The organism is Streptosporangium sp. NPDC006007 (assembly GCF_040614315.1).
GTDB lineage: Bacteria > Actinomycetota > Actinomycetes > Streptosporangiales > Streptosporangiaceae > Streptosporangium.
Map to the genome: position 1 here is coordinate 1 of NZ_JBEXUG010000065.1, position 19,946 is coordinate 19,946.

Here is a 19,946-nt window from a genome sequence, read left to right on the forward strand (position 1 = left end):
CCGACGTGATACTCCCCGAACGTGACATGCATCAGGCCCGGCACCCGGCTACCCGGATCGGCGTCCCGGTAGAAATGAACGCCCTGCACCAGCGACGCGGCACAGTTGCCAACGCCGACAATGGCTACGCGCACCGAACCCATGGCACTCGCTCCCCTTGTTCTCAATGGTTACTTGTCGTCCGGGGCGAGACGCCGCCCCGTGCTATCCGCTTCGGGCGAGGGCGCCCGAGAGGTTCCTTCTCGCGTGGACGGCCACTCTTCGTCCGCCGAGGAGCTCCGCCGCTCCGTGGCGATCAGCTCATTCAACCAGCGCACTTCGCGTTCGACCGACTCCAGACCGTGACGCTGTAGTTCGAGGGTGTAACTGTCCAGCCGTTCCCGCGTCCGGGCGAGGACGGTGCGCACACCGTCGAGACGCTCTTCCAGCCGGCTGCGGCGTCCTTCGAGGATGCGCAGGCGGACCTCGGCCTCGGTGTGCCTGAAGAAGGCGAAGTGAACCCCGAAACTCTCGTCCTCCCAGGCGGACGGACCGGCCTGGGTGAGCAGTTCGTGGAGCCTCTCCTTGCCCTCCGCCGTCAGTTTGTAGACGATCTTCGATCGGCGCCCGGTGAGCGTGATGGGACTCTCGGTGACGGCCGGGCCGGGATCGTCCTCCGCGATGAGCCCGTCGGTCAGCAACTGGCGGAGGCAGGGGTAGAGCGAGCCGTAGGAGAACGCTCGGAACATGCCGAGCAGAGCGTTGAGCCGTTTGCGCAGCTCATAGCCGTGTAGCGGGGTCTCGTGCAGCGACCCGAGCACGGCGAGTTCCAACACGCCGCCACGTCCGCCGGCCACGGGAAACCACCACCTCTCGTGTCGATGTATCGAGCCGATACATCTTGAGGATACGTCCACCCAACATATCCATGCAATCAACGACTTTCCCAAGAGGTTGGGAGCAAACCGTAAAAAGCCGTAGTGTGACGCTCATGTGGTCACGGCGAGCGGCGGCGGATCTCGGCCCTCGCGTGATCGGGAACGTTTTCCAATACGGGGAATTCCACGCTCGTGTGGAAGAGGTCTGCCAAGGTTGTTCTCGGAACCACCTGACGGTCTCGTTCGTCCTCGGGAACGGAGATCCACCCGAATAGACCGGCTACCAGTGAGCCAAGGCGACGAGATCCACCGCGGTCAGGCGGTAGTCTCACCCGCCTGCCCGCCGTCGTAGACCCCGATGACCGAACGAGGACGCGTGAGTTACAGCCACAGCCATGACCCGGAGCCGGACGGGCGCCGACAGGCCCCCGATGCCCCGGCTCGTCCGGGGCGGCGCCGTCGCTCAAGCGCAGGAGCCGTTCCCCGTGAGGTTCCCCCGTCCCCGCCTCCCGGGACCGGGGACGCGAACTGGGGGCCACCCCAGGGACGGCCGCCACAGGGATCGGGGTTCGACCCTCGGGTCGCCGGGCCGGGCCGCGGTGAAGCCGCCCCCCCGAGCGGGGGGATGCGGCGCCAGGAGACCGACCCGGCCGGGGGGCGCCGGCCGGAGGCCGCCTTCGAGGACACCCAGGCCATGATGGCCGCCCAGGCGAGGGCGGCCCGCCCGAACGGTCCGACCGGCCCGAACGGTCCCGGTGGCCCCAGCGGTCCCAGCGGTCCCGGTGGTCCCGGTGGTCCCGGTGGGACGGGGCGTGGACGGCGTGCGCGCGGTTTTGCCGGCCCCATGGGTGCCGGAGGCCCGGCGGGCCCCGCCGGGCGCGGCCCCGGAGACGGCGGAGGGCCGGCGGGTCCCGGAAGGCCGGGAGGACCGGGAGGACCGGGAGGGCCTCCGGGTTCCGGAGACGGCGGTGACAGGGCCGGGCGTCAGGGGTGGAAACGCTTCCTGCCCAGCTGGAAGATCGTCATGGCGAGCTTCGTGGTCCTCTCCGCCGGCGTCTTCGGCATGATCGCGGTCGCCTACGCCAACACGCCCGTCCCCCGCACCACCCAGGACAGCGTGGACGACATGGGGAGCGTCATCTACTACGGCGACGGAAAGTCGGTGCTCGCCCGCCTCGGCGTCAAACGCGTGCTGGTGGACATCGACAAGATCCCGAAGCACGTCCAGGACGCGGTGATCGCCGCGGAGAACCGCAGCTTCTGGGACGACAACGGCATCGACTTCCGGGGCATGGCCCGATCGCTGTGGAGCACGGTCAGCGGTGAGCAGGTCCAGGGCGCCTCGACCATCACCCAGCAGATGGCCCGGAACTACTACGACGGCCTCAGCCAGGAACGGTCGCTCAAGCGAAAGATCAAGGAGATCTTCGTCGCGATCAAGCTCGACAAGGACATCAGCAAGGAACAGATCCTGGCGCAGTATCTCAACACCATCTACTTCGGGCGTGGCGCTCTCGGTATCCAGGCCGCGTCCCAGGCGTTCTTCAACAGGAACGTCGGTGAGCTGACCCCGCAGATGGCCGCCTATCTCGCCGGCCGCATCCAGAACCCCGACGCGTTCGACCGGACGGAGAACGCCAAGAACCTGGCCCCCACCCAGGAGCGTTACAAATATGTGATCGACGGCATGGCCCTGCTCAACCCCGGCCAGTACGGCGCGCTGCCCACCAAGTCCCCCACGGCTCCCAAGCGGATCGTCTACCGCCAGAAGGACTACTACCAGGGCATCAAGGGATACATGATCACCGAGGTCCTCAAGGAGCTCAAGCGGAGGGGCATCAACGAGGAGGACGTCAAGCGGGGCGGCTACCGGATCTACTCGACCTTCGACAAGGACCTGATGGTGGCGGCCAGGAAGGCCGTCAAGGAGACCACCGCGGGACTCTCTCCGGAGATCCACACGGGCCTGGCGGCGGTGGATCCCCGTAACGGGCGTGTCATCGCCTTCTACGGCGGTTCCAACTTCGCCAAGCAGGAGTGGAACGACGCCTTCATGTCCGAGAAGCAGGCGGCGTCGGCGTTCAAGCCCTACGTGCTGGCCGCGTGGCTGGAGGCGGGCAACAGCCTCAACAGCTATCTGATGGGCAAGGGGCCGATCAAGGCGCCGGGCACCGCCCCGATCAACAACTCCCACAACATCCCGGGCGGCTCGGTGAACACCGTCAGGGCGACCGCCGAGTCCATCAACACGGCGTTCGTGCAGATGGGCATGGAGGTCGGCCTGGACAAGGTCATCCAGGTCGCGGCCGGCGCGGGTCTCAGCGAGCAGAGGCTCAAGGAGACCGAGGGCAAGCACGCCTTCGCCCTGACCATCGGCTCCGGCCCGGTCACCCCCGTGCAGCAGGCCGGCGGCTACTCGATCTTCGCCAACGAGGGCAAGCACTTCGAGAACCATGTGGTGATCAAGGTCGTCGACCACGACAAGGTGACGGTGCTCAAGGAGAACACCCAGCCCACCCAGGTCATCAGCCCGGAGAGCGCGGCCGACGCCACCTTCGCGCTTCAGCAGGTCGTGAAACCCGCCCCCGCCACCGGCGGGGCCGCGGCCCTCTACGACCGGCCGGTGGCGGGCAAGACCGGCACCAACGACGAGAACAAGGAGGCCTGGTTCGTCGGCTTCACCCCGCAGCTCTCCACCGCGGTCGGCATGTACCGGCAGGTCCTGAAGACGAACGCCGAGGTGACGCTGGGCGACATCCAGGGCGCCACGTACCCCACCCGGGTGTGGCGCGCCTTCATGGCGGAGGCGATGAAGGGCAAGGAGGTCATCCAGTTCCCGCCGCGCGCCAACGTCGGCACGGACAAGAACCTCGCGCCCAAACCGGCACCCATCCCGACCCCGACCGAGGCGTACCCGCCCGACGACGGCGGCGGTGACCCGGACAACGGCTGGCCCGACGACAACGGCGGCGGCGAGACCAGCCCGCCCGAGGGCAGGGAGTGCCTGCCCTGGGACGGCTCGTGCGACACCCCGGATAACATCGGCAACCAGCGTTCCCCCGGCGACGGCGGCGGTGGCTTCGACAACACCGGCGCGGCTCCCGGGGCGGCGGTCATGCCGAGTCCCACGCCGAGCGGAAAGCGTCCCTGATGAGGAGCGCCCGGCCGACGCGGGACGCACTGTCCGACCTCGGTACGCGCGCCGTTCCCTACATCCCCCTGGCCCTGTTCGCCGGGCTGGGGGCGGTGCTCGCCTACCTGTGGAAGTGGCCCTGCCGCTTCGGTGGGGCGTGGACCGACGGGACCCTGCAGTTCACGAACTTCTGTTACACCGACATCTATCCGTTGTGGTGGAACGAGAAGCTCAACGAGGGCCGGATCCCGTACTTCGACCATCCGGTCGAGTATCCCGTCGGCATCGGCGGGATCATGGAGTTCTTCCGCCGGATCGTCACGTCCATGAGCGAGCCCGGTACCGCGTTCTACGACCTGACCGTGATCTTGATGGCCGCCTGCCTGATCGTGGGCGTGCTGCTGATGGCCACGCTGGCGGGGCCGACCCGCCGCTGGGACGCCCTGTGGTACGCCCTGGCCCCCGCGCTGATCCTCACCGCCTACATCAACTGGGACCTGGCGGCCAACGCCCTCGCCCTGGGGGCGCTGCTCGCCTGGGCGAGGCGGCGGCAGTGGCTGGCGGGCATCCTGCTCGGGCTGGCGATCGCCACCAAGTTCTACCCGCTGATGTTCCTCGGCCCCCTGTTCCTGCTGACCCTGCGCACCGGCAGGTGGAAGCCGTTCCTCAAGACGGTCGGCGGCACCGTGGGGATCTGGATCGCCGTCAACGTCCCCATCATGCTCTCCGCCTTCACCGGCTGGAAGCGGTTCTACGTCTTCAGCCAGGAGCGCGCGGCCGACTGGGGTTCGATCTGGTACTTCTTCAACCAGAAGCAGTGGCCGATCCTCGGTGACCCCGACCGGCTCGACACGCTGGGCGTGCTGTCGCTGGGCGTGTTCTGCCTGGCGATCGCGGTCCTCGCGCTGACGGCTCCCACCCGGCCCCGGCTGATGCAGCTGTGCTTCCTGGTCCTGGCCGCGTTCATGCTGACCAACAAGGTGTGGTCGCCGCAGTACGTGCTCTGGCTGATCCCCTTCGCCGTGCTGGCCCGGCCCAACTGGAAGCCGATCGTGCTCTGGCAGATCGCCGAGTGCTGGTACTTCTTCGCGATCTGGCTCTACCTGGTCGCCCAGCAGCCCGGCAACGAGGAGCTGGGCATCTCCTCCGACACCTACTTCACCGCGGTGTGGGGGCGCGCGATCACCATCTTGATCATGATGGCCTTCGTGGTGCGGGACGTCCTCAGGCCGGAGCACGACGTGATCCGGCGGGCCGGGGTCGACGATCAGGCCGGCGGCGTCTTCGACGGGGCTCCCGACAGGTTCCGGCTCGCGCTCTCCTGACCCGGGTCTCCGGCCGGCTGCGAGAGAGTAGCCAATGTCATAACATTTCCGACTAGCAGGTAAGTGGAGTGGTCCGCCAGAATTCCGGCGTATGATCCCCCCGGTTGAAACCTCCCGCGCCACCGTGCTGGAGGCGTTCCTGCTCTGGCTGAGTTCCCGGCTGGGGATCGTCGTCCTCGCCGTCGTGGGAGCGGGGACCATGGCGGGAGGAGAGGCCGTTGCGCCGTTCCCGGCCCGTTGGGAGCACTGGGACGCCAAACTCCTCATCACCATCGCCGAGTACGGGTACGGCGGCGACCCCGCGGCCGAGCCGGACCCGGGACTGCCCGCGTTCTTCCCGGGAATGCCGTTGACGCTCCGAGCGGTGCATCTGGTCGTGGGCGACTGGGGTCTCGCCGGGCTGCTGATCTCCTTCGTGGCCGGCGCCGTCGCGGTGGCGTCGCTGGCCGGGCTCGCCGAGTTCGAGGGACCGCGGGGAACGGGATGGCGCGCGGTGCTGGCGCTGCTGCTCTGGCCGATGTCGGTCTTCCTGTTCGCCGGCTACAGCGAGGCACTGTTCCTGGCCTTCGCCGTCCCCGCCTGGCTCGCGGCACGCCGGGGGCGGTGGCCCCTGGCCGCCGTTCTCGCCGCGGGCGCCTCCTGCATGCGGATCACCGGGCTCTTCCTGGCGCTCGCGCTGATCGTCGAGTTCCGCACCGCGCGGCGGGCCGTACGGCAGGCGGTGTGGCTGGTGCCGCCGTTCGTGCCGCTGGTGCTCTACTCCGCCTATCACCACGCCCGCAGCGGCGACTGGCTGGCCTGGAAGCACGCGCAGGAGGCCGGTTGGGGGCGGCACCTGGTGTGGCCGTGGGAGTCACTGATCACCACGTGGCAGTCGGCCATGGGAGACGGGCGGTTCGCCTGGGCGTTCCGGCTGGAGATCGCCGGGGCCGTCGTCGGGATCGGGCTCGTGCTGGTCCTGCTCCACCTGCGGCGGTGGAGCGAGTTCGTCTACGTGGGTCTCCAGGTGGGCGCCCTGGTCTGCTCCGCCTACTATCTGTCGATCCCGCGCTCGGCCCTGCTGTGGTGGCCGCTCTTCCTGCTCGTCGCCCGCGCGAGCACCCCGGGCCCTCGCTGGAGACGGTGGGTGCTCGTCGCCTACGCCCTGGTGGCGGGTCCGTTGACGGTGCTCAACACGCTGGTTTTTCTGGACGGCGCCTGGGTGGGGTGAAAGCCCTTACCCACTTTTGCGGCAAAGTAATCCAGAAAAGTTATCCACAGGCTGTGGACGGCGAACTACAGGCTCTTCCGGAGCAGAGCGATGTCCTCGGCCTGCCCGCCGGACGGGGTCTCCACCACGATCGGCGCGTTCGCGCTCCGGCACACCGCCAGGATGAGTTCGGTGTCGATCCGGCCCGCGCCGAGGTTGGCGTGCCGGTCGGCGCCGGAACCCGCGGCGTCCCGCGAGTCGTTGCAGTGGACCAGGTCGATCCGGCCGGTGATCGCCCTGACCCGTTCGACCACGTCGGCCAGCTCCTCGCCGGCCGCGTGGGCGTGGCAGGTGTCCAGGCAGAAGCCCACGTCGAAGCCGTCGAGCGCGTCCCAGAGCCGGGCGATGCTCTCCAGCCTGCGGGCCATCGCGTTGCCGCCGCCGGCGGTGTTCTCGATGAGCACCGGGACCTCGTGCTCCTCCAGCCGCTCGAACACCTTGCGCCAGTTGTCGAAGCCCAGCTGCGGGTCGTCGCCGGCGCCCACGTGCCCGCCGTGCACGATCAGGCCCCTCGCGCCCAGCTCGGCCGCCGCCGACAGGTGTGAGCTCAGCAGTTTGCGGCTGGGGATACGGATCCGGTTGTTGGCGGTGGCCACGTTGATGACGTAGGGCGCGTGGATGTAGACGTCCACGCCGGAGTCTCTGATCTCCCGCGTCCGATCACCGATGACCGGGCCCTTCCAGCCCTGCGGATCCCCGAGGAAGAACTGCGCGACCTCGGCGTCACGCGCTCTGGCGTGGGCCAGCGGGTCGTCCTGGTCGACATGAGCTCCGATAAGCGGCATGTGTTCGAGCGTAGCCGTTTCGCGAAGCCGTACGGGGGCAGTCGCACGGCGCGCCCCCCGCCCGCCTCCGGCGGGCCGAACCCCGAGGAGCCGAAAGTGGCCCACTACCGCTACCGCAGAGGGATAAGCCTGATCGGCCTGATCTACATCCTGGTCGGTCTCTACGTGGCCTGGATCCACCACTACATCACCCCCACGCTTCTGAGGAACGTCGCCGAGGCGCTGCTGGCCGTCCTCCTGTGGTTCCTCGTCCTGCTGGGAGTGGACCTGCACCTGGGCGGTTAGCGCCTCACGGCCTTCTCTCCGGCGATTCGGGGCGCCGTGGGAGAGATCACGGTGTCACGGGAAGAAGCCGCCGTGATAGATGCCGAGGACCACGCCCACGAACGAGCCCACGATGCCCACGATGTTCAGTGAGCGCTCCGGGGTCGTCGCCGAGACGTACTGCGAGTAGAGACCTCCGGCGAACCCCAGCACGCCCAGCCAGGCGGCGACCGCGTGCGCGCTCGGGATGAACGCGGTCACGAAGGCCACCAGTCCGCAGAGGATCGTGACGACGCTCAGCACGTTCTGGACGGGGTGCCGTCTGCCGTCACTGTTCAGCAGTCGCGACAGCCGGCCCCCGCCGGGACGGAACGCGCGCGCCATCGCCGTCACCTCCTTCTCTGCCACAGGAGGTGCCCTGCGATGTGACGGTCCAACCCTTGACGCCCTGGTAGGATGGCACGGCCTGCGTCGCATGGGCGTGTTATGGCCCGCCCGCCGCCGCGGTCGCCGAAATGGGCGTCCGGGACGAAGACGCAGGCGTCCTCCTGTCACGGCACGGTGTCGTGACCGCAAGAGTCCAGAGGAGGTTGGAAGTCAGCATGCGTCATTACGAAGTGATGGTCATTCTCGACCCTTCGCTCGATGAGCGCACGGTCGCCCCTTCCCTCGACCAGTTCCTCACGGTGATCCGCAATGACGGCGGCACCGTGGAGAAGGTCGACGTGTGGGGCCGTCGTCGGCTGTCCTACGACATCGCCAAGAAGCCCGAGGGCATCTACGCCGTCATCGACCTGACCGCGGAGCCCGCCACGGTCAAGGAGCTCGACCGGCAGATGAACCTCAACGAGGGCATCCTCCGCACCAAGGTTCTCCGCCCGGACGTGCACTAACCCCGGCTTTTGTCGGGTGCCAGCCGTACTCTGAGCCGATAACCGCGAAGGTCGCAGGAAGGGCAGCGCTAGCCATGGCAGCAGGCGACACCACGATCACCATCGTCGGCAACCTCGTCGACGATCCGGAGCTGCGTTTTACCCCCACGGGGCAAGCGGTGGCCCGGTTCCGCATCGCATCCACTCCGAGGTTCCTCGACAAGACGACCAACGAGTGGAAGGACGGCGAAGGCCTGTTCCTGACCTGCAACGTGTGGCGGCAGGCGGCGGAGAACGTCGCCGAGAGCCTGCAGCGCGGCATGCGGGTCATCGTTCAGGGACGGCTGCGCCAGCGGTCATACGAGACCAAGGAAGGCGAGAAGCGCACGGTCTACGAGGTTGAGGTCGACGAGGTCGGCCCCTCCCTGAGGAACGCCACAGCCAAGGTCAACAAGACCGCCCGTCAGGGCGGTGGCGGCGGCTTCGGCGGCGGTCCCGCCAACGACCCGTGGGCCTCCGCGTCGCCCGCCGCGCCCCAGGGTGGCGGCGGCTTCGGCGGTGGCGGCGGCAACTTCGGCGGCGGCCAGCCGCAGGGTGGCGGCAACTTCGGCGGCGGTGGCGGCGACTTCAGCGACGAGCCGCCCTTCTAGGTCTCCACGCGGTGGCCCCCGGGCGACCGCGGACCGCATCTCGAAAACCAGTCCATATCCGCAGCGACCATTCCCGCCGCACGGCGGGGCTCTGAGAGGAGCACCACGATGGCCAAGCCGGCACTGCGCAAGCCCAAGAAGAAGGTTTGCCTGTTCTGCCACGACAAGATCTCCTACGTCGACTACAAGGACACGGCGCTGCTTCGGAAGTTCATCTCCGACCGCGGCAAGATCCGTGCCCGCCGGGTGACGGGCAACTGCACCCAGCACCAGCGTGACGTGGCGACCGCTATCAAGAACGCTCGTGAGATGGCGCTCCTGCCGTACATGAGCACCGCGCGCTAAGGAGGTCCGGACAAATGAAGCTCATTCTCACCAGTGAGGTCACCGGCCTCGGTGCCCCCGGCGACATCGTCGAGGTCAAGAGCGGCTACGGCCGCAACTACCTGCTTCCCCGTGGATTCGCGATCCTGTGGACGCGCGGTGGCGAGAAGCAGATCACCTCGATCAAGAAGGCCCGCGACGCCCGCGAGATCCGTGACCTCGGCACAGCCAAGGAAGTCGCCTCGCAGCTCAAGGCCCTGAAGGTGGTGCTGAAGACGAAGGCCGGTGACTCCGGTCGTCTCTTCGGCTCGATCACCACCGGCGACGTCGCCGAGGCCGTCAAGGCCGCCGGCGGCCCGGTGCTCGACCGCCGTCGCATCGAGATCGCCTCCGCGATCAAGAGCCTCGGCTCCCACCGGGTCAGCGTCAAGCTGCACCCGGAGGTCTCCGCGGCCCTCGACATCGAGGTCGTCGCGGCCTGATCGACCGCCTGAGACCGTCTGAGGCAAGGGCCTCCTCCCCGTCCGTGGGAGGAGGCCCTTGCTGGTGTCTCCGGTTTTCGTGAGTTGTCTCCCGCTGTTCCCCGTGGTCGCGCACCGCGCCCTCCTGCCGCCGGTCTCCGTCTCCGGGCCGTACCCGTATCCGCATCGCGAGACGTGTTACTGGTAGTCACTGCACATACGTACAATTCGGGGGTTGTTGTTCTTTTCTGGAGGTTTGTCATGGCCCGTCCCTCGATGCTGCTCGTGCTCGGCGCCCTCGCGGTGACCGCGGTGGCCTGTGCGCCGGCGTCGGACCCGGCGACCCGGGCGGACGCGTCCTCCTCCGCGACCCCCGCCTCCTGCGCCAAGGACCGGCTCACCCTGAGGACGGCGGGCAAGCTGACCATCGGCACCGACAAGCCCGCGTACGAGCCGTGGTTCAAAGGCGACGACCCCGCCAACGGCAAGGGCTTCGAGAGCGCCGTCGCCCACGCGATCGCCGGGCAGCTCGGCTTCCAGGGCGCCGAGATCTCCTGGGCCGCGGTGAAGTTCGACTCCGCGTTCGCCCCCGGCGCCAAGCAGTTCGACTTCGACGTCAACCAGGTCTCCGTCACCTCCGACCGGGCCAAGGTCGTCGACTTCAGCAAGGGCTACTACACGGTCAAGCAAGCCGTGGTCGCGCTGGACGGCTCGAAGATCGCCTCCGCGACGGACCTCGCGGGCCTGAGGGACGCGAAGATCGGCGTGCAGGTCGGGACCACCTCACTGCAGGCCGTCAAGGACGTCATCCGGCCCTCGGCCGAGCTGAACGTCTACAACGAGCAGATCGACGCGGTGAACGCCCTGAAGAACAAGCAGGTCGACGCCGTGGTGGTGGACCTGCCCACCGCCTTCTACGTGACCGCGGCCCAGGTCGAGAACTCCAGGATCATCGGCCAGTTCGGCGCCGCGTCCGGCACGCCCGAGGTCTTCGGCGCGGTCTTCGAGAAGGGCAGTCCGCTGGTGGGCTGCGTGAACGAGGCGATCGACAGGCTGACCTCCTCCGGAGAGCTCGCCAAGATCGAGTCCGAGTGGCTCGGTTCGGCCGCGGGTGCGCCGGAGCTGAAGTAGTGATCGGAATGTGGTCACCGGCGGGAGGCCGTCTCCCCCGGAGGAACCCCGGCGGGCGACGGTGAGCGACCGTGTGACGGCCGCGTCCGGCTGGGTGAAGAGCGAACGGCAACGGGAACGAGAGCGCCTGCGCAGGCGGCGGTCGGTCCGGTCGGGCTCGATCGCGACCGTCTCCACGGTCCTGGTGATCGTCCTGATCGGGTGGGTCTTCGCCAACTCGCCTGGCTGGCCAAGGGTCCAGGAGACGTTCTTCAACCCCGAGCAGTTCGTCAAGGCGCTGCCGGACGTGCTGAGCGGGTTCCTGCTCAACATCAAGATCTTCCTGATCGCCGAGCCGCTGATCCTCGTCGTGGGCCTGCTGGTCGCGTTGGCGCGCAACCTCAAGGCGCCGGTGTTCTTCCCGCTGCGCGCCCTCGCGGTGACCTACACCGACGTCTTCCGCGGCGTGCCCACCATCCTGGTCATCTATCTCGTCGGGTTCGGCCTGCCCGCGCTGGGCCTGCGGGGCGTGCCGACGGATCTGGCGACGCTCGGCGTCATCGCGCTCACCCTGTCCTACGGGGCGTACGTGGCCGAGGTGTTCAGGGCGGGGATCGACTCGGTGCACCCGAGCCAGCGGGCCGCCGCCCGGTCCCTCGGGCTGAGCCACGGCAAGACCATGCGGTACGTGGTGGTGCCGCAGGCCGTACGCCGGGTGGTGCCGCCCCTGCTCAACGACTTCGTCTCGTTGCAGAAGGACACCGCGCTGGTCGCCACGATCGGCCCGCTGGAGGCGCTGCGCCAGGCGCAGATCCACGCCGCCGGCACGTTCAACTACACGCCCTACCTGGTGGCGGCGCTGCTGTTCATCCTGCTCACCATCCCCATGGCCCGCTTCACCGACTATCTGGCGGCCCGTTCGCAGCGGCGGCGGGGCCAGTGAGCGGACGGAACGGGCGAGCCGACGGGTGCGTCCGGGGCGGCGGACGCGGTGGATACGGGCCGCCGGCCGCCGAGCCGGCGGGCGAGGAGAGACCTTGAGCCTGCTGACCGTCGAAGGCGTCTGGAAGAACTATCACGGCCACGGCGTGCTGCGCGGAGTCGACCTGTCGGTCGACGCCCACGAGGTGGTCTGCCTGATCGGCGCCTCAGGGTCGGGCAAGTCCACCCTGCTGCGCTGTGTGAACCTGCTGGAGACCGTGGACGACGGCACGATCCACCTGGACGGAGACGACATCACCGACGTCCGGGTCAACGCCGACGAGGTGCGCAGGCGCATGGGCATCGTGTTCCAGGCGTTCAACCTGTTCCCGCACATGACCGTGCTGGACAACATCACACTGGCTCCGCGCAAGGTGCACGGGGTCGGCAGGGGACAGGCCGAGCACCACGCCCGCGACCTGCTGACCAGGTTCGGCCTGGCGGACAAGGCGGCCTCCTACCCCGATCGGCTCTCCGGCGGCCAGCAGCAGCGCGTCGCCGTCATCCGTGCCCTGGCCACCCAGCCCCGCCTGATGCTGCTGGACGAGGTGACCTCGGCCCTGGACCCGACGCTGGTCACCGAGGTGCTCGGGGTGATCCGGGAGCTCAAGGAAGGGGGGATGACCATGATCCTGACCACTCATGAGATGGGTTTCTGCCGGGAGATCGCGGACACCGTCTGCTTTCTCGACGGCGGCGTGCTCCTGGAGCGCGGTACCCCGGAGCAGATCTTCACCGACCCCCGGCAGCCCCGGACCCGGGAGTTCCTGCGGAGCGTGCTCGACGCCCGGCGGTTGTGAGGGCCCGGTCGCCGACCGGGACGTGACGCGGGCCTTTCGGCGGGTGCGCCGCCTCAGCGCCGGTGCCGTCCGCGGATCCCGGCGTTGAGGGAGTCGGCCGAGATGCCGGCGAGCACGCTGTTGCGCCTGCCGTACACCAGGTAGATCAGGACGCCGAAGGCCATCCAGGCGATGAAGTACAGCCAGGTGATGAGCTGGAGGTTCACCAGTAGCCAGAGGCAGGCGGCGATCGAGGCCAGCGGCACGCCGGGGGAGAGCGGCACACGGAAGCCTCGGGGCAGGTCGGGCATGGTCCGCCGCATCCTGATCACCCCGGCGGCCACCACGACGAACACGAACAGGGAGCCGATCACGACCAGCGGTTCGAGCGTGAGCACCGGCACGAACTCGGCGAGCGTGATCGCCAGGCCGCCGATGATCAAGGTGACCCGGGTCGGGCTGTGGTAGCTCCGGTTGATCCTGGCCAGCCGGTGCGGGAACAGCCCGTCCCTGGCCATGGAGAACATGACGCGGGTCAGCCCGACCAGCAGCACCAGGACGACCGTGGTGAGGCCGAGCACCGCGCCGATGTTGATGATGTGCACCATGAAGCCCTCGCCCGCGCCGCGGAAGGCGTCGGCGAGCGGGGCCTCGACGTCGATCCTGTCGTAGGGGATCATCCCCACCATCACCACCGCCACCGAGATGTAGATGATCGTGGTGATCACCAGGCTGCGGATGATGCCCTTGGGAGTCGACCGGGGAGCGTCCTCGGCCTCCTCGGCCGCGGTGGCCACGACGTCGAAGCCGATGTAGGCGAAGGTGATGGCCGCCGAGGCGGCGAAGATGCCGAACCAGCCGAACGCGCTGGTGTGGCCGGAGAGAAGGCCCAGCAGCGGCGAGTGCAGGGTGTCGGTGGCCGCCTGCGCGCGAGCCTCGGGGGCGGGGATGGCGGCCAGGTTGCGCTTGTCGAAGTGCGTGGCACCGACCACGATGACCGCGCCGATGGCCATCAGCTTGGCGACCACGATGATCCACAGGGCCCGCAGGCCGACCCGGGCGCCCAGCGCCACCACGATCGTCAGCAGTACCAGGATGAGCAGCGTGAACAGGTCGAACCCCTCGGCCCGGCCGGTGAGCCCGGCGAGCGGCGCGGGGAAGTGCGCCCCGAAGTCGGTGAGCATCTGGGCGGCGTAGAGCGACCAGACCCTGGCCACCACCGCCGTGGCGATGAGAAGCTCCATCACCAGCGCCCAGCCGACGATCCAGGCCCAGACCTCGCCGAAGATGACGTAGGTGAAGGTGTAGGCGCTGCCCGAGGCCGGCAGGGCGGAGGACAGCTCGGCGAAACAGAAGGCCACGAGCAGGCTGGTGATACCCGCGATCATGAAGGAGAGGATCACGCCGGGGCCGGCCATGGAGGCCGCCTGGCGGCCCGCGAGGCTGAAGATGCCCGCGCCGATCATGACGCCGATGCCCAGTACGGTGAGATCCGCCGGACCGTAGGCCTTGGGCAGACCGTGACGCGCGCCGGTCCACCGGTCTGTCGCCTCGCTCGGGGATAATCGGCGGGCGATCGACGGAGAGTGACCTTCGCGCACGACGTGACCCAATCATGATGGGTGAAGCATCCGTTTTGCCGGGCTTGTTCACAGTGCCGCAGGGCATTCCCACGGGACAAGAGCTTGCCGGTTACGTGGTGGACACCTCCAGATCACGCACCGATCACCAACCACGCCGTACCGCGTGCCCGCAGGCCCAGAGTGATCAGCCGGGCCGCCATCCACACCCCCAGCGCCAGCCACAACGTCACCAGGCCGCCGCCGGCGGCCACCACGGCCAGCGCGGCGGGCAGGTACGCCAAAGTCGTCCACAGCCCCGCCCAGGCGAGATAGCGCTGGTCACCCGCGCCGATCAGCACACCGTCCAGGACGAACACCACCCCCGCGACCACCTGAAGGACCCCTATCACCCAGAGCAGATCGAGCAACTCCCCGGCCACCACGGGGCCGGCGTCGAACAAGCCGGGCACGAACGGCCTGGCCGCGATCACCAGGAACCCGAGCAGCAGGCCCGAGCCGATCCCCCACTCGACCATCCTCCGGGTCGCCCGCCGGGTTCCCATCACGTCGCCGGCGCCCAGGGCCCGGCCGGTGATGGCCTGCCCGGCGATGGCGATCGCGTCCAGGGCGAACGCCAGCAGGGTCCAGATCCTGATGGCGATCGTGTGGGCCTCTATCTGCTCCTGGCCCATCCGGGTCGCCAGGGTGGCCGCGACGGTCAGCACCACCTGCATGCACGCCGTACGGATGACCAGGGCGATCCCGGCCGACCCCGCGGCCCTGACGCCCACCGGGTCGGGCCGGAGCGGCGCCCGGTGCCGCCCGAACAGCAGGGCGAGATATACCGCGGCGGCGAGCGACTGGGCCAGCACGGTGCCCCAGGCCGCGCCCGCGACGCCCCAGCCCAGGCCCAGGACGAAGACGAGGTTGAGCACCGCGTTGAGCGCGAAGGACCCCACCGAGACCAGCAGCGGGGTCGTGGTGTCCTGCATGCCCCGCAGCACGCCGGTCCCGGCCAGCACCAGCAGCATGGCGGGAACGCCCAGGAGGCTGATCCTCAGGTACGTGACCGCCTGCCGGGCCATCTCGTCCTCGGCGCCGATCAGGTGGACCAGCCAGGGCGCCAGAGGCCACACCACCGCGATGATCACCAGCCCGACCCCCGCGGCCAGCCAGAGACCGTCCACCCCCTGCCGGACGGCCCGCCGGACGTCGCCCGCGCCGATCTGCCGGGCCACCGCCGCCGTCGTGCCGTAGGCGAGGAACACGCACAGCCCCACCAGGAAGCCCAGTACGGTGCTCGCCACCCCCAGCGCGCCGAGCGCGGGCGCGGGCAGACGGCTGACGATGACGGTGTCGGTCAGCAGGAACAGGGGCTCGGCCACCAGGGCTCCGAAGGCCGGGACCGCCAGCCGGAGGATCTGCCTGTCGTGGGCGCGGTCCGCGCTGGAGGTGAGGGGCACCCCTCCATTGTGTCCGTTACCCCTGCGGAGGCCGTCAAGGGGATCAAGGGGATCAAGGGGATCAGCCACCCCGAGGGGGGAGAGTTTCGGCGTGTCGCCACAACTTTCTTTCATCCACAGGCAGTGGATGACGTTTTTGCAGGCCAGGGCGGTGTTCCGAGTTGCGGAAAGCAGTTATCCACAGCACTGTCCCCAAGGTGCCCACATCTCTGGGGGAAAACTGCACACCTTATCCACACCTCTGTCGACAGGTCGCGTTGCCACCTGGTCCGGGAAACGGCGAGACTGTCACACCGGTCGGCTACAACTGGAGATAGCGAAACCACGTTCGAAAGAGGGGGTGCACGGTGAGCATCGCGGAGCCACCGGTCTTCGAGCCGGGATTCGAGCGCACCCCGCCGAACAACATCGAGGCCGAGCAGTCCGTCCTCGGCGGCATGCTCCTGTCCAAGGACGCCATCGCCGACGTGGTGGAGGTCATCCGCTCCGACGACTTCTACCGCCCCGCCCACCAGATCATCTACGACATCATCACCGATCTGTACGGCAGGGGCGACCCCGCCGACGCCGTCACCATCTTCGACGAGCTCCAAAAGCGCGGAGAGGTCGCCCGGATCGGCGGCGGCGCCTATCTCCACACGCTGACCGCCGTCGTGCCCACCGCGGCCAACGCCGGTTACTACGCGAGGATCGTCCGCGAGCAGGCCATCCTCCGGAGGCTCATCGAGGCCGGCACCCGCATCGTCTCCTACGGGTACGGCGGGCAGGACGAGGAGGTCGACGATCTCGTCGACCGCGCCCAGGCCGAGATCTACAAGGTCACCGAGCGCCGCACCTCCGAGGACTACATCCCCCTGGCCGACATCATGCCGGGTGCCCTCGACGAGCTGGAGGCCATCGGCGGCCGGGGCGGCCAGATGGTCGGCGTCCCCACCGGATTCCAGGACCTCGACGCCCTCACCAACGGCCTCCACCCCGGCCAGATGATCGTCGTGGCCGCGCGGCCGGCCATCGGCAAGTCGACCCTGGGGCTGGACTTCGCCAGATCCGCCGCCATCAAGCACGGCATGACCACCGTGGTGTTCTCGCTGGAGATGTCGCGCAACGAGATCACCATGCGCCTGCTCTCGGCCGAGGCCAGGGTCGCGCTCCACTCGATGCGGTCGGGCACGATGACCGACGACGACTGGGCCAAGCTGGCCCGGCGGATGGGCGAGGTGGCCGAGGCCCCGCTGTTCATCGACGACTCGCCCAACATGTCGATGATGGAGATCCGGGCCAAGTGCCGCCGCCTCAAGCAGCGCAACGACCTGCGTTTCGTCATCATCGACTACCTCCAGCTGATGTCCTCGCCCAAGAAGACGGAGAGCCGGCAGAACGAGGTCTCCGAGATCTCCCGGGCGATCAAGCTTCTCGCCAAGGAGCTGGAGGTGCCGGTCATCGCGATCTCCCAGCTGAACCGTGGCCCCGAGCAGCGGACCGACAAGCGCCCCATGGTCAGCGACCTCCGTGAGTCTGGCTGTCTCACCGCCGACACCCGGATCCTCCGCGCCGACACCGGCGCCGAGACGTCCCTGGGGGAGTTGCTGGAGAGGGGAGAGCGCGATATTCCCGTGTGGTCGCTCGACGAGCGGCTCCGGCTCATCCCGAGAACCATGACCCACGTGTTCCCGAGCGGGGTCAAGGAGGTCTTCCGGCTCCGGCTGAGGTCCGGCCGGGAGATCACGGCGACGGCGAATCACCCCTTCATGACCTACGACGGCTGGCGCCCGCTGGGCGAGCTTCCGCCGGGAGCCCGGCTGGCGGTGCCCCGCCACGTGCCGGCTCCCGAGCGGCTCCAGGAGTGGTCACAGGACGACGTCGCCTTGCTGGCGCGCGCGGTCGGTGACGGGTCCGGGGATCCGATCTCCACGCGGCCGGGCTCAGCCGGGCCCCCCGGGCAGGGGAGCCCGCAAAGACACGTTCCCGCGGGGGTCTTCTCCCTCCCCAAGCCGGGGCTGGCCCTCTTCCTGCGGCACCTGTGGGCGGCCGGCGGTTCCGTCCGGTGGGACGAGGAGAACGGCCGGGCACGGATCGACTACACCTCCACGAGCCGGCGACCGGTCGACGACGTCGCCCGGCTCCTGCTGCGCTTCAACGTGATGACCGGGGTGGCGGAGACCCGGGAGGACGGTCACCGGCCGGGATACCGGCTGTACGTCCACGGCCCGGAGAACCAGCTCCGTTTCCTCGACGACATCGGTGTGCACGGCCCGCGGTCGGCGGAGGCGCAGCGGTGCGCCACCGCGCTGCGCGCGGTCACGGCGGAGAAGGCCCTTGACGCCGTTCCCCACCAGGTCTGGGACAGGGTGGGGAGCGTGCTGGCCGAGGAGGGCCCGGCCCGCCACGGCTCCCCGGCCGAGTCCGGCACCCGGCCCGGCGCGGGCGCCCCGGGGCACCGCGCCCCCGTCCGTGAACGCCTGGGACGGGTGGCCGTGATCCTCGACGACGCCCGGCTGGAGATGATCGCGACCAACGACGTCTTCTGGGACGAGGTCGTCTCCGTCGAGAGTCAGGGGGAGCAGGCCGTCTTCGACGCCACCGTGCCGGGCACCCACAACTTCGTGGCGAACGGCATCGGTGTTCACAACTCGATCGAGCAGGACGCCGACATGGTCATCCTTCTCCACCGCGAGGACGCCTACGAGCGCGAGTCCCCCCGAGCGGGTGAGGCCGACCTGATCGTGGCCAAGCACCGTAACGGCCCCACCGCCACCGTCACCGTCGCCTTCCAGGGCCACTACAGCCGCTTCGTCGACATGGCCCCCCACTAGCCCGTTTTCTGTAGGGTCTCAACGATCTTGGCACCGATCAGGCACATGTGCCAGATCGGTGAGACAGCCTTTCTGTGAGAGGGTGTCCCTGGTCCCTCTGGCTTTGATCCTTTCGTGCATGGGCCGGAGCCGGGATACCAAGATCCAGTCCTTGGTCTTGCCGGGATAGCCTGGCTTCCAGCGTCGGCCCGCCCCCGGGGCGGTCGAACCTCGCCGGCGACCATCCGGCTGGCCGGTCGTCGGACAACGTGTCGGCTATGTCAATCGGTCGTGCTGGCGTGCACGGCGATGATTCGCCAGCCGTGCGTCTCGTCGTATAGCCAAGTACGGGTGTAGCGCATCCTGGCCGCGAACGGCGCACCGGAGGCGGTCCCTTCGACGGTGCCGAGAAACCACGTCACCCCGGTGCGCCCATCGGCGAGCACGGTCAACTCCTCCTCGGCCACCCTCGTCACCACCTGCGCCCGAGTGCGGTGCAGCTCCAGGTCGTCAGCCTTGGTCTGAACGTTCGCACCGAAGGTAAAGATCAGCCGATCATCCAGCAGCCGATCCAGCGCCTCGACATCTCCAGCGAGCTGCGCGGCCTGGAGTCGGCGCTCGGCGTCCCGCAAGTCCTCCATCATGAGGTCCACCCTCCCAGCCAGCGCCGTATCCGCGCCAGAACGTTCACGCTCGGCTGATCTTTGCAGTCCGATCCAGGGACTCCGATCGTCGGTGAGTGGGTGTCGGGTTTAGACCACGACTCATTTGGTCAATCGGCGGTAACAGATGAGGGCTGCGGCGCTGGTGACGAAAGACGCGAAGTGGTCTGCTCGGCGTTCGTAGCGGCGGTGCAGGCGGCGGCAGCCGGACAGCCGGGAGACGGTGTCGAGTCGGCTTGAGGCGCGGTATTCGGATTTCTCCGAGCCCGTCTCCTCAAGCCGCTCGCCGAACCGGACGTGCGACTCTCACCGCATCCGGCTCTCCACGGGTCGCTGTCGCTGGATCGATGATCTTATGCGGTCCACGGTGCCGGGATGTTCAGTCCGCGCCAGCGGTAGCGGGTGACCGTCACCGCGGCGATGTTGAACAGTTCGACTCCGTCCAGGGCGATCTGCCGCCAGCCTTGCGGGCCTTTGAACTGTCGGCGCAGGGCCGTCCACGTCATGCGCCGCCGATATGTGATCATGTTGACCACCCGCCACCACACGAACGAGCGCAAGGCGTTGAATGTGTGCTTGGCGACGGCGTGCTTGAAGTAGTTGGCCCAGCCGCGCAGGATCTGATTGATCTTCGACAGCACGGCGGCGAACGGGACCTGCGACCTCCTGTGGGTCAG

At 68.6% G+C, this 19,946-nt stretch carries 19 protein-coding genes and 2 pseudogenes; 12 read left to right on the forward strand and 9 right to left on the reverse strand.

The window, feature by feature from the left end; genetic code table 11:
• Window positions 1-143 (reverse strand): annotated as a pseudogene (locus tag ABZ194_RS28835) (inositol-3-phosphate synthase); the annotation flags it as partial.
• Between the two features lie 27 nt (window positions 144-170).
• Window positions 171-836, reverse strand: a complete 666-nt coding sequence (locus ABZ194_RS28840; protein WP_355600172.1) for a PadR family transcriptional regulator — start codon at window positions 834-836, stop codon at window positions 171-173.
• A 1,045-nt stretch (window positions 837-1,881) separates the two neighbouring features.
• Here ABZ194_RS28840 and ABZ194_RS28845 point away from each other — a divergent pair.
• The 3 genes from ABZ194_RS28845 to ABZ194_RS28855 all read left to right on the forward strand — a co-directional run bounded on the left by ABZ194_RS28845 (window position 1,882) and on the right by ABZ194_RS28855 (window position 6,525).
• Window positions 1,882-4,008, forward strand: a complete 2,127-nt coding sequence (locus ABZ194_RS28845; RefSeq protein WP_355600173.1) for a transglycosylase domain-containing protein — start codon at window positions 1,882-1,884, stop codon at window positions 4,006-4,008.
• The gene (locus tag ABZ194_RS28850; RefSeq protein WP_355600174.1) at window positions 4,008-5,315 is read left to right on the forward strand and encodes a glycosyltransferase 87 family protein; all 1,308 of its coding nucleotides are present in this window, start codon (window positions 4,008-4,010) and stop codon (window positions 5,313-5,315) included. The genes ABZ194_RS28845 and ABZ194_RS28850 overlap by 1 nt, the downstream gene beginning before the upstream one ends.
• A 91-nt stretch (window positions 5,316-5,406) precedes the next feature.
• Window positions 5,407-6,525 carry a hypothetical protein gene (locus ABZ194_RS28855; RefSeq protein WP_355600175.1) on the forward strand — a complete coding sequence of 373 codons (1,119 nt, stop codon included), beginning with the start codon at window positions 5,407-5,409 and terminating at the stop codon, window positions 6,523-6,525.
• A gap of 65 nt (window positions 6,526-6,590) precedes the next feature.
• Here ABZ194_RS28855 and ABZ194_RS28860 read toward each other — a convergent pair whose 3' ends face one another.
• Complete coding sequence (locus tag ABZ194_RS28860; protein ID WP_355600176.1) at window positions 6,591-7,349, reverse strand: deoxyribonuclease IV; 759 nt, start codon at window positions 7,347-7,349, stop codon at window positions 6,591-6,593.
• On the opposite strand from ABZ194_RS28860, the gene ABZ194_RS28865 reads away from it, so the two are divergent.
• Entirely contained in the window at window positions 7,350-7,634 is a 285-nt protein-coding gene (locus ABZ194_RS28865) for a hypothetical protein (protein WP_355600177.1), read from the forward strand.
• Window positions 7,635-7,688: 54 nt separating this feature from the next.
• On the opposite strand, the gene ABZ194_RS28870 is transcribed toward ABZ194_RS28865, so the two are convergent.
• Window positions 7,689-7,997: a hypothetical protein gene (locus ABZ194_RS28870; RefSeq protein ID WP_355600178.1), complete on the reverse strand. Its 309-nt coding sequence runs from the start codon at window positions 7,995-7,997 to the stop codon at window positions 7,689-7,691.
• Window positions 7,998-8,215: 218 nt separating this feature from the next.
• Between ABZ194_RS28870 and rpsF the strand changes: the two genes are divergently transcribed.
• From rpsF to ABZ194_RS28905, 7 genes are all read left to right on the forward strand, one after another.
• Window positions 8,216-8,506, forward strand: coding sequence for a 30S ribosomal protein S6 (gene rpsF, locus ABZ194_RS28875; RefSeq protein ID WP_355600179.1), 291 nt, complete (start codon window positions 8,216-8,218; stop codon window positions 8,504-8,506).
• A gap of 74 nt (window positions 8,507-8,580) precedes the next feature.
• Window positions 8,581-9,135 carry a single-stranded DNA-binding protein gene (locus ABZ194_RS28880; protein WP_355600180.1) on the forward strand — a complete coding sequence of 185 codons (555 nt, stop codon included), beginning with the start codon at window positions 8,581-8,583 and terminating at the stop codon, window positions 9,133-9,135.
• 108 nt (window positions 9,136-9,243) lie between these two features.
• Window positions 9,244-9,480 (forward strand): 30S ribosomal protein S18, encoded by a 237-nt coding sequence (rpsR, locus tag ABZ194_RS28885; RefSeq protein WP_012895699.1) that lies wholly within the window; start codon window positions 9,244-9,246, stop codon window positions 9,478-9,480.
• 14 nt (window positions 9,481-9,494) lie between these two features.
• Window positions 9,495-9,941 carry a 50S ribosomal protein L9 gene (gene rplI, locus ABZ194_RS28890; protein WP_355600181.1) on the forward strand — a complete coding sequence of 149 codons (447 nt, stop codon included), beginning with the start codon at window positions 9,495-9,497 and terminating at the stop codon, window positions 9,939-9,941.
• Window positions 9,942-10,181: 240 nt separating this feature from the next.
• Complete coding sequence (locus ABZ194_RS28895) at window positions 10,182-11,051, forward strand: ABC transporter substrate-binding protein (RefSeq protein WP_355600182.1); 870 nt, start codon at window positions 10,182-10,184, stop codon at window positions 11,049-11,051.
• A 61-nt stretch (window positions 11,052-11,112) separates the two neighbouring features.
• Window positions 11,113-11,973: an amino acid ABC transporter permease gene (locus ABZ194_RS28900; RefSeq protein ID WP_355600183.1), complete on the forward strand. Its 861-nt coding sequence runs from the start codon at window positions 11,113-11,115 to the stop codon at window positions 11,971-11,973.
• 94 nt (window positions 11,974-12,067) lie between these two features.
• The gene (locus ABZ194_RS28905; protein ID WP_355600184.1) at window positions 12,068-12,811 is read left to right on the forward strand and encodes an amino acid ABC transporter ATP-binding protein; all 744 of its coding nucleotides are present in this window, start codon (window positions 12,068-12,070) and stop codon (window positions 12,809-12,811) included.
• Window positions 12,812-12,864: 53 nt separating this feature from the next.
• Here ABZ194_RS28905 and ABZ194_RS28910 read toward each other — a convergent pair whose 3' ends face one another.
• Together ABZ194_RS28910 and ABZ194_RS28915 are read right to left on the reverse strand one after the other, a co-directional pair.
• Window positions 12,865-14,391, reverse strand: a complete 1,527-nt coding sequence (locus ABZ194_RS28910) for an amino acid permease (protein WP_355600185.1) — start codon at window positions 14,389-14,391, stop codon at window positions 12,865-12,867.
• 113 nt (window positions 14,392-14,504) lie between these two features.
• Window positions 14,505-15,815: an MATE family efflux transporter gene (locus ABZ194_RS28915; RefSeq protein ID WP_355600186.1), complete on the reverse strand. Its 1,311-nt coding sequence runs from the start codon at window positions 15,813-15,815 to the stop codon at window positions 14,505-14,507.
• A 347-nt stretch (window positions 15,816-16,162) separates the two neighbouring features.
• On the opposite strand from ABZ194_RS28915, the gene ABZ194_RS28920 reads away from it, so the two are divergent.
• Window positions 16,163-18,628 carry a replicative DNA helicase gene (locus ABZ194_RS28920; protein WP_355600187.1) on the forward strand — a complete coding sequence of 822 codons (2,466 nt, stop codon included), beginning with the start codon at window positions 16,163-16,165 and terminating at the stop codon, window positions 18,626-18,628.
• A 260-nt stretch (window positions 18,629-18,888) separates the two neighbouring features.
• Here ABZ194_RS28920 and ABZ194_RS28925 read toward each other — a convergent pair whose 3' ends face one another.
• The 3 genes and pseudogenes from ABZ194_RS28925 to ABZ194_RS28935 all read right to left on the reverse strand — a co-directional run.
• Complete coding sequence (locus ABZ194_RS28925) at window positions 18,889-19,251, reverse strand: nuclear transport factor 2 family protein (protein ID WP_355600188.1); 363 nt, start codon at window positions 19,249-19,251, stop codon at window positions 18,889-18,891.
• Window positions 19,252-19,371: 120 nt separating this feature from the next.
• Window positions 19,372-19,494: pseudogene (locus ABZ194_RS28930) on the reverse strand (IS5/IS1182 family transposase); the annotation flags it as partial.
• Between the two features lie 128 nt (window positions 19,495-19,622).
• The coding region (locus ABZ194_RS28935) for a group II intron maturase-specific domain-containing protein (RefSeq protein ID WP_355600189.1) at window positions 19,623-19,946 on the reverse strand (324 nt) is incomplete at its 5' end.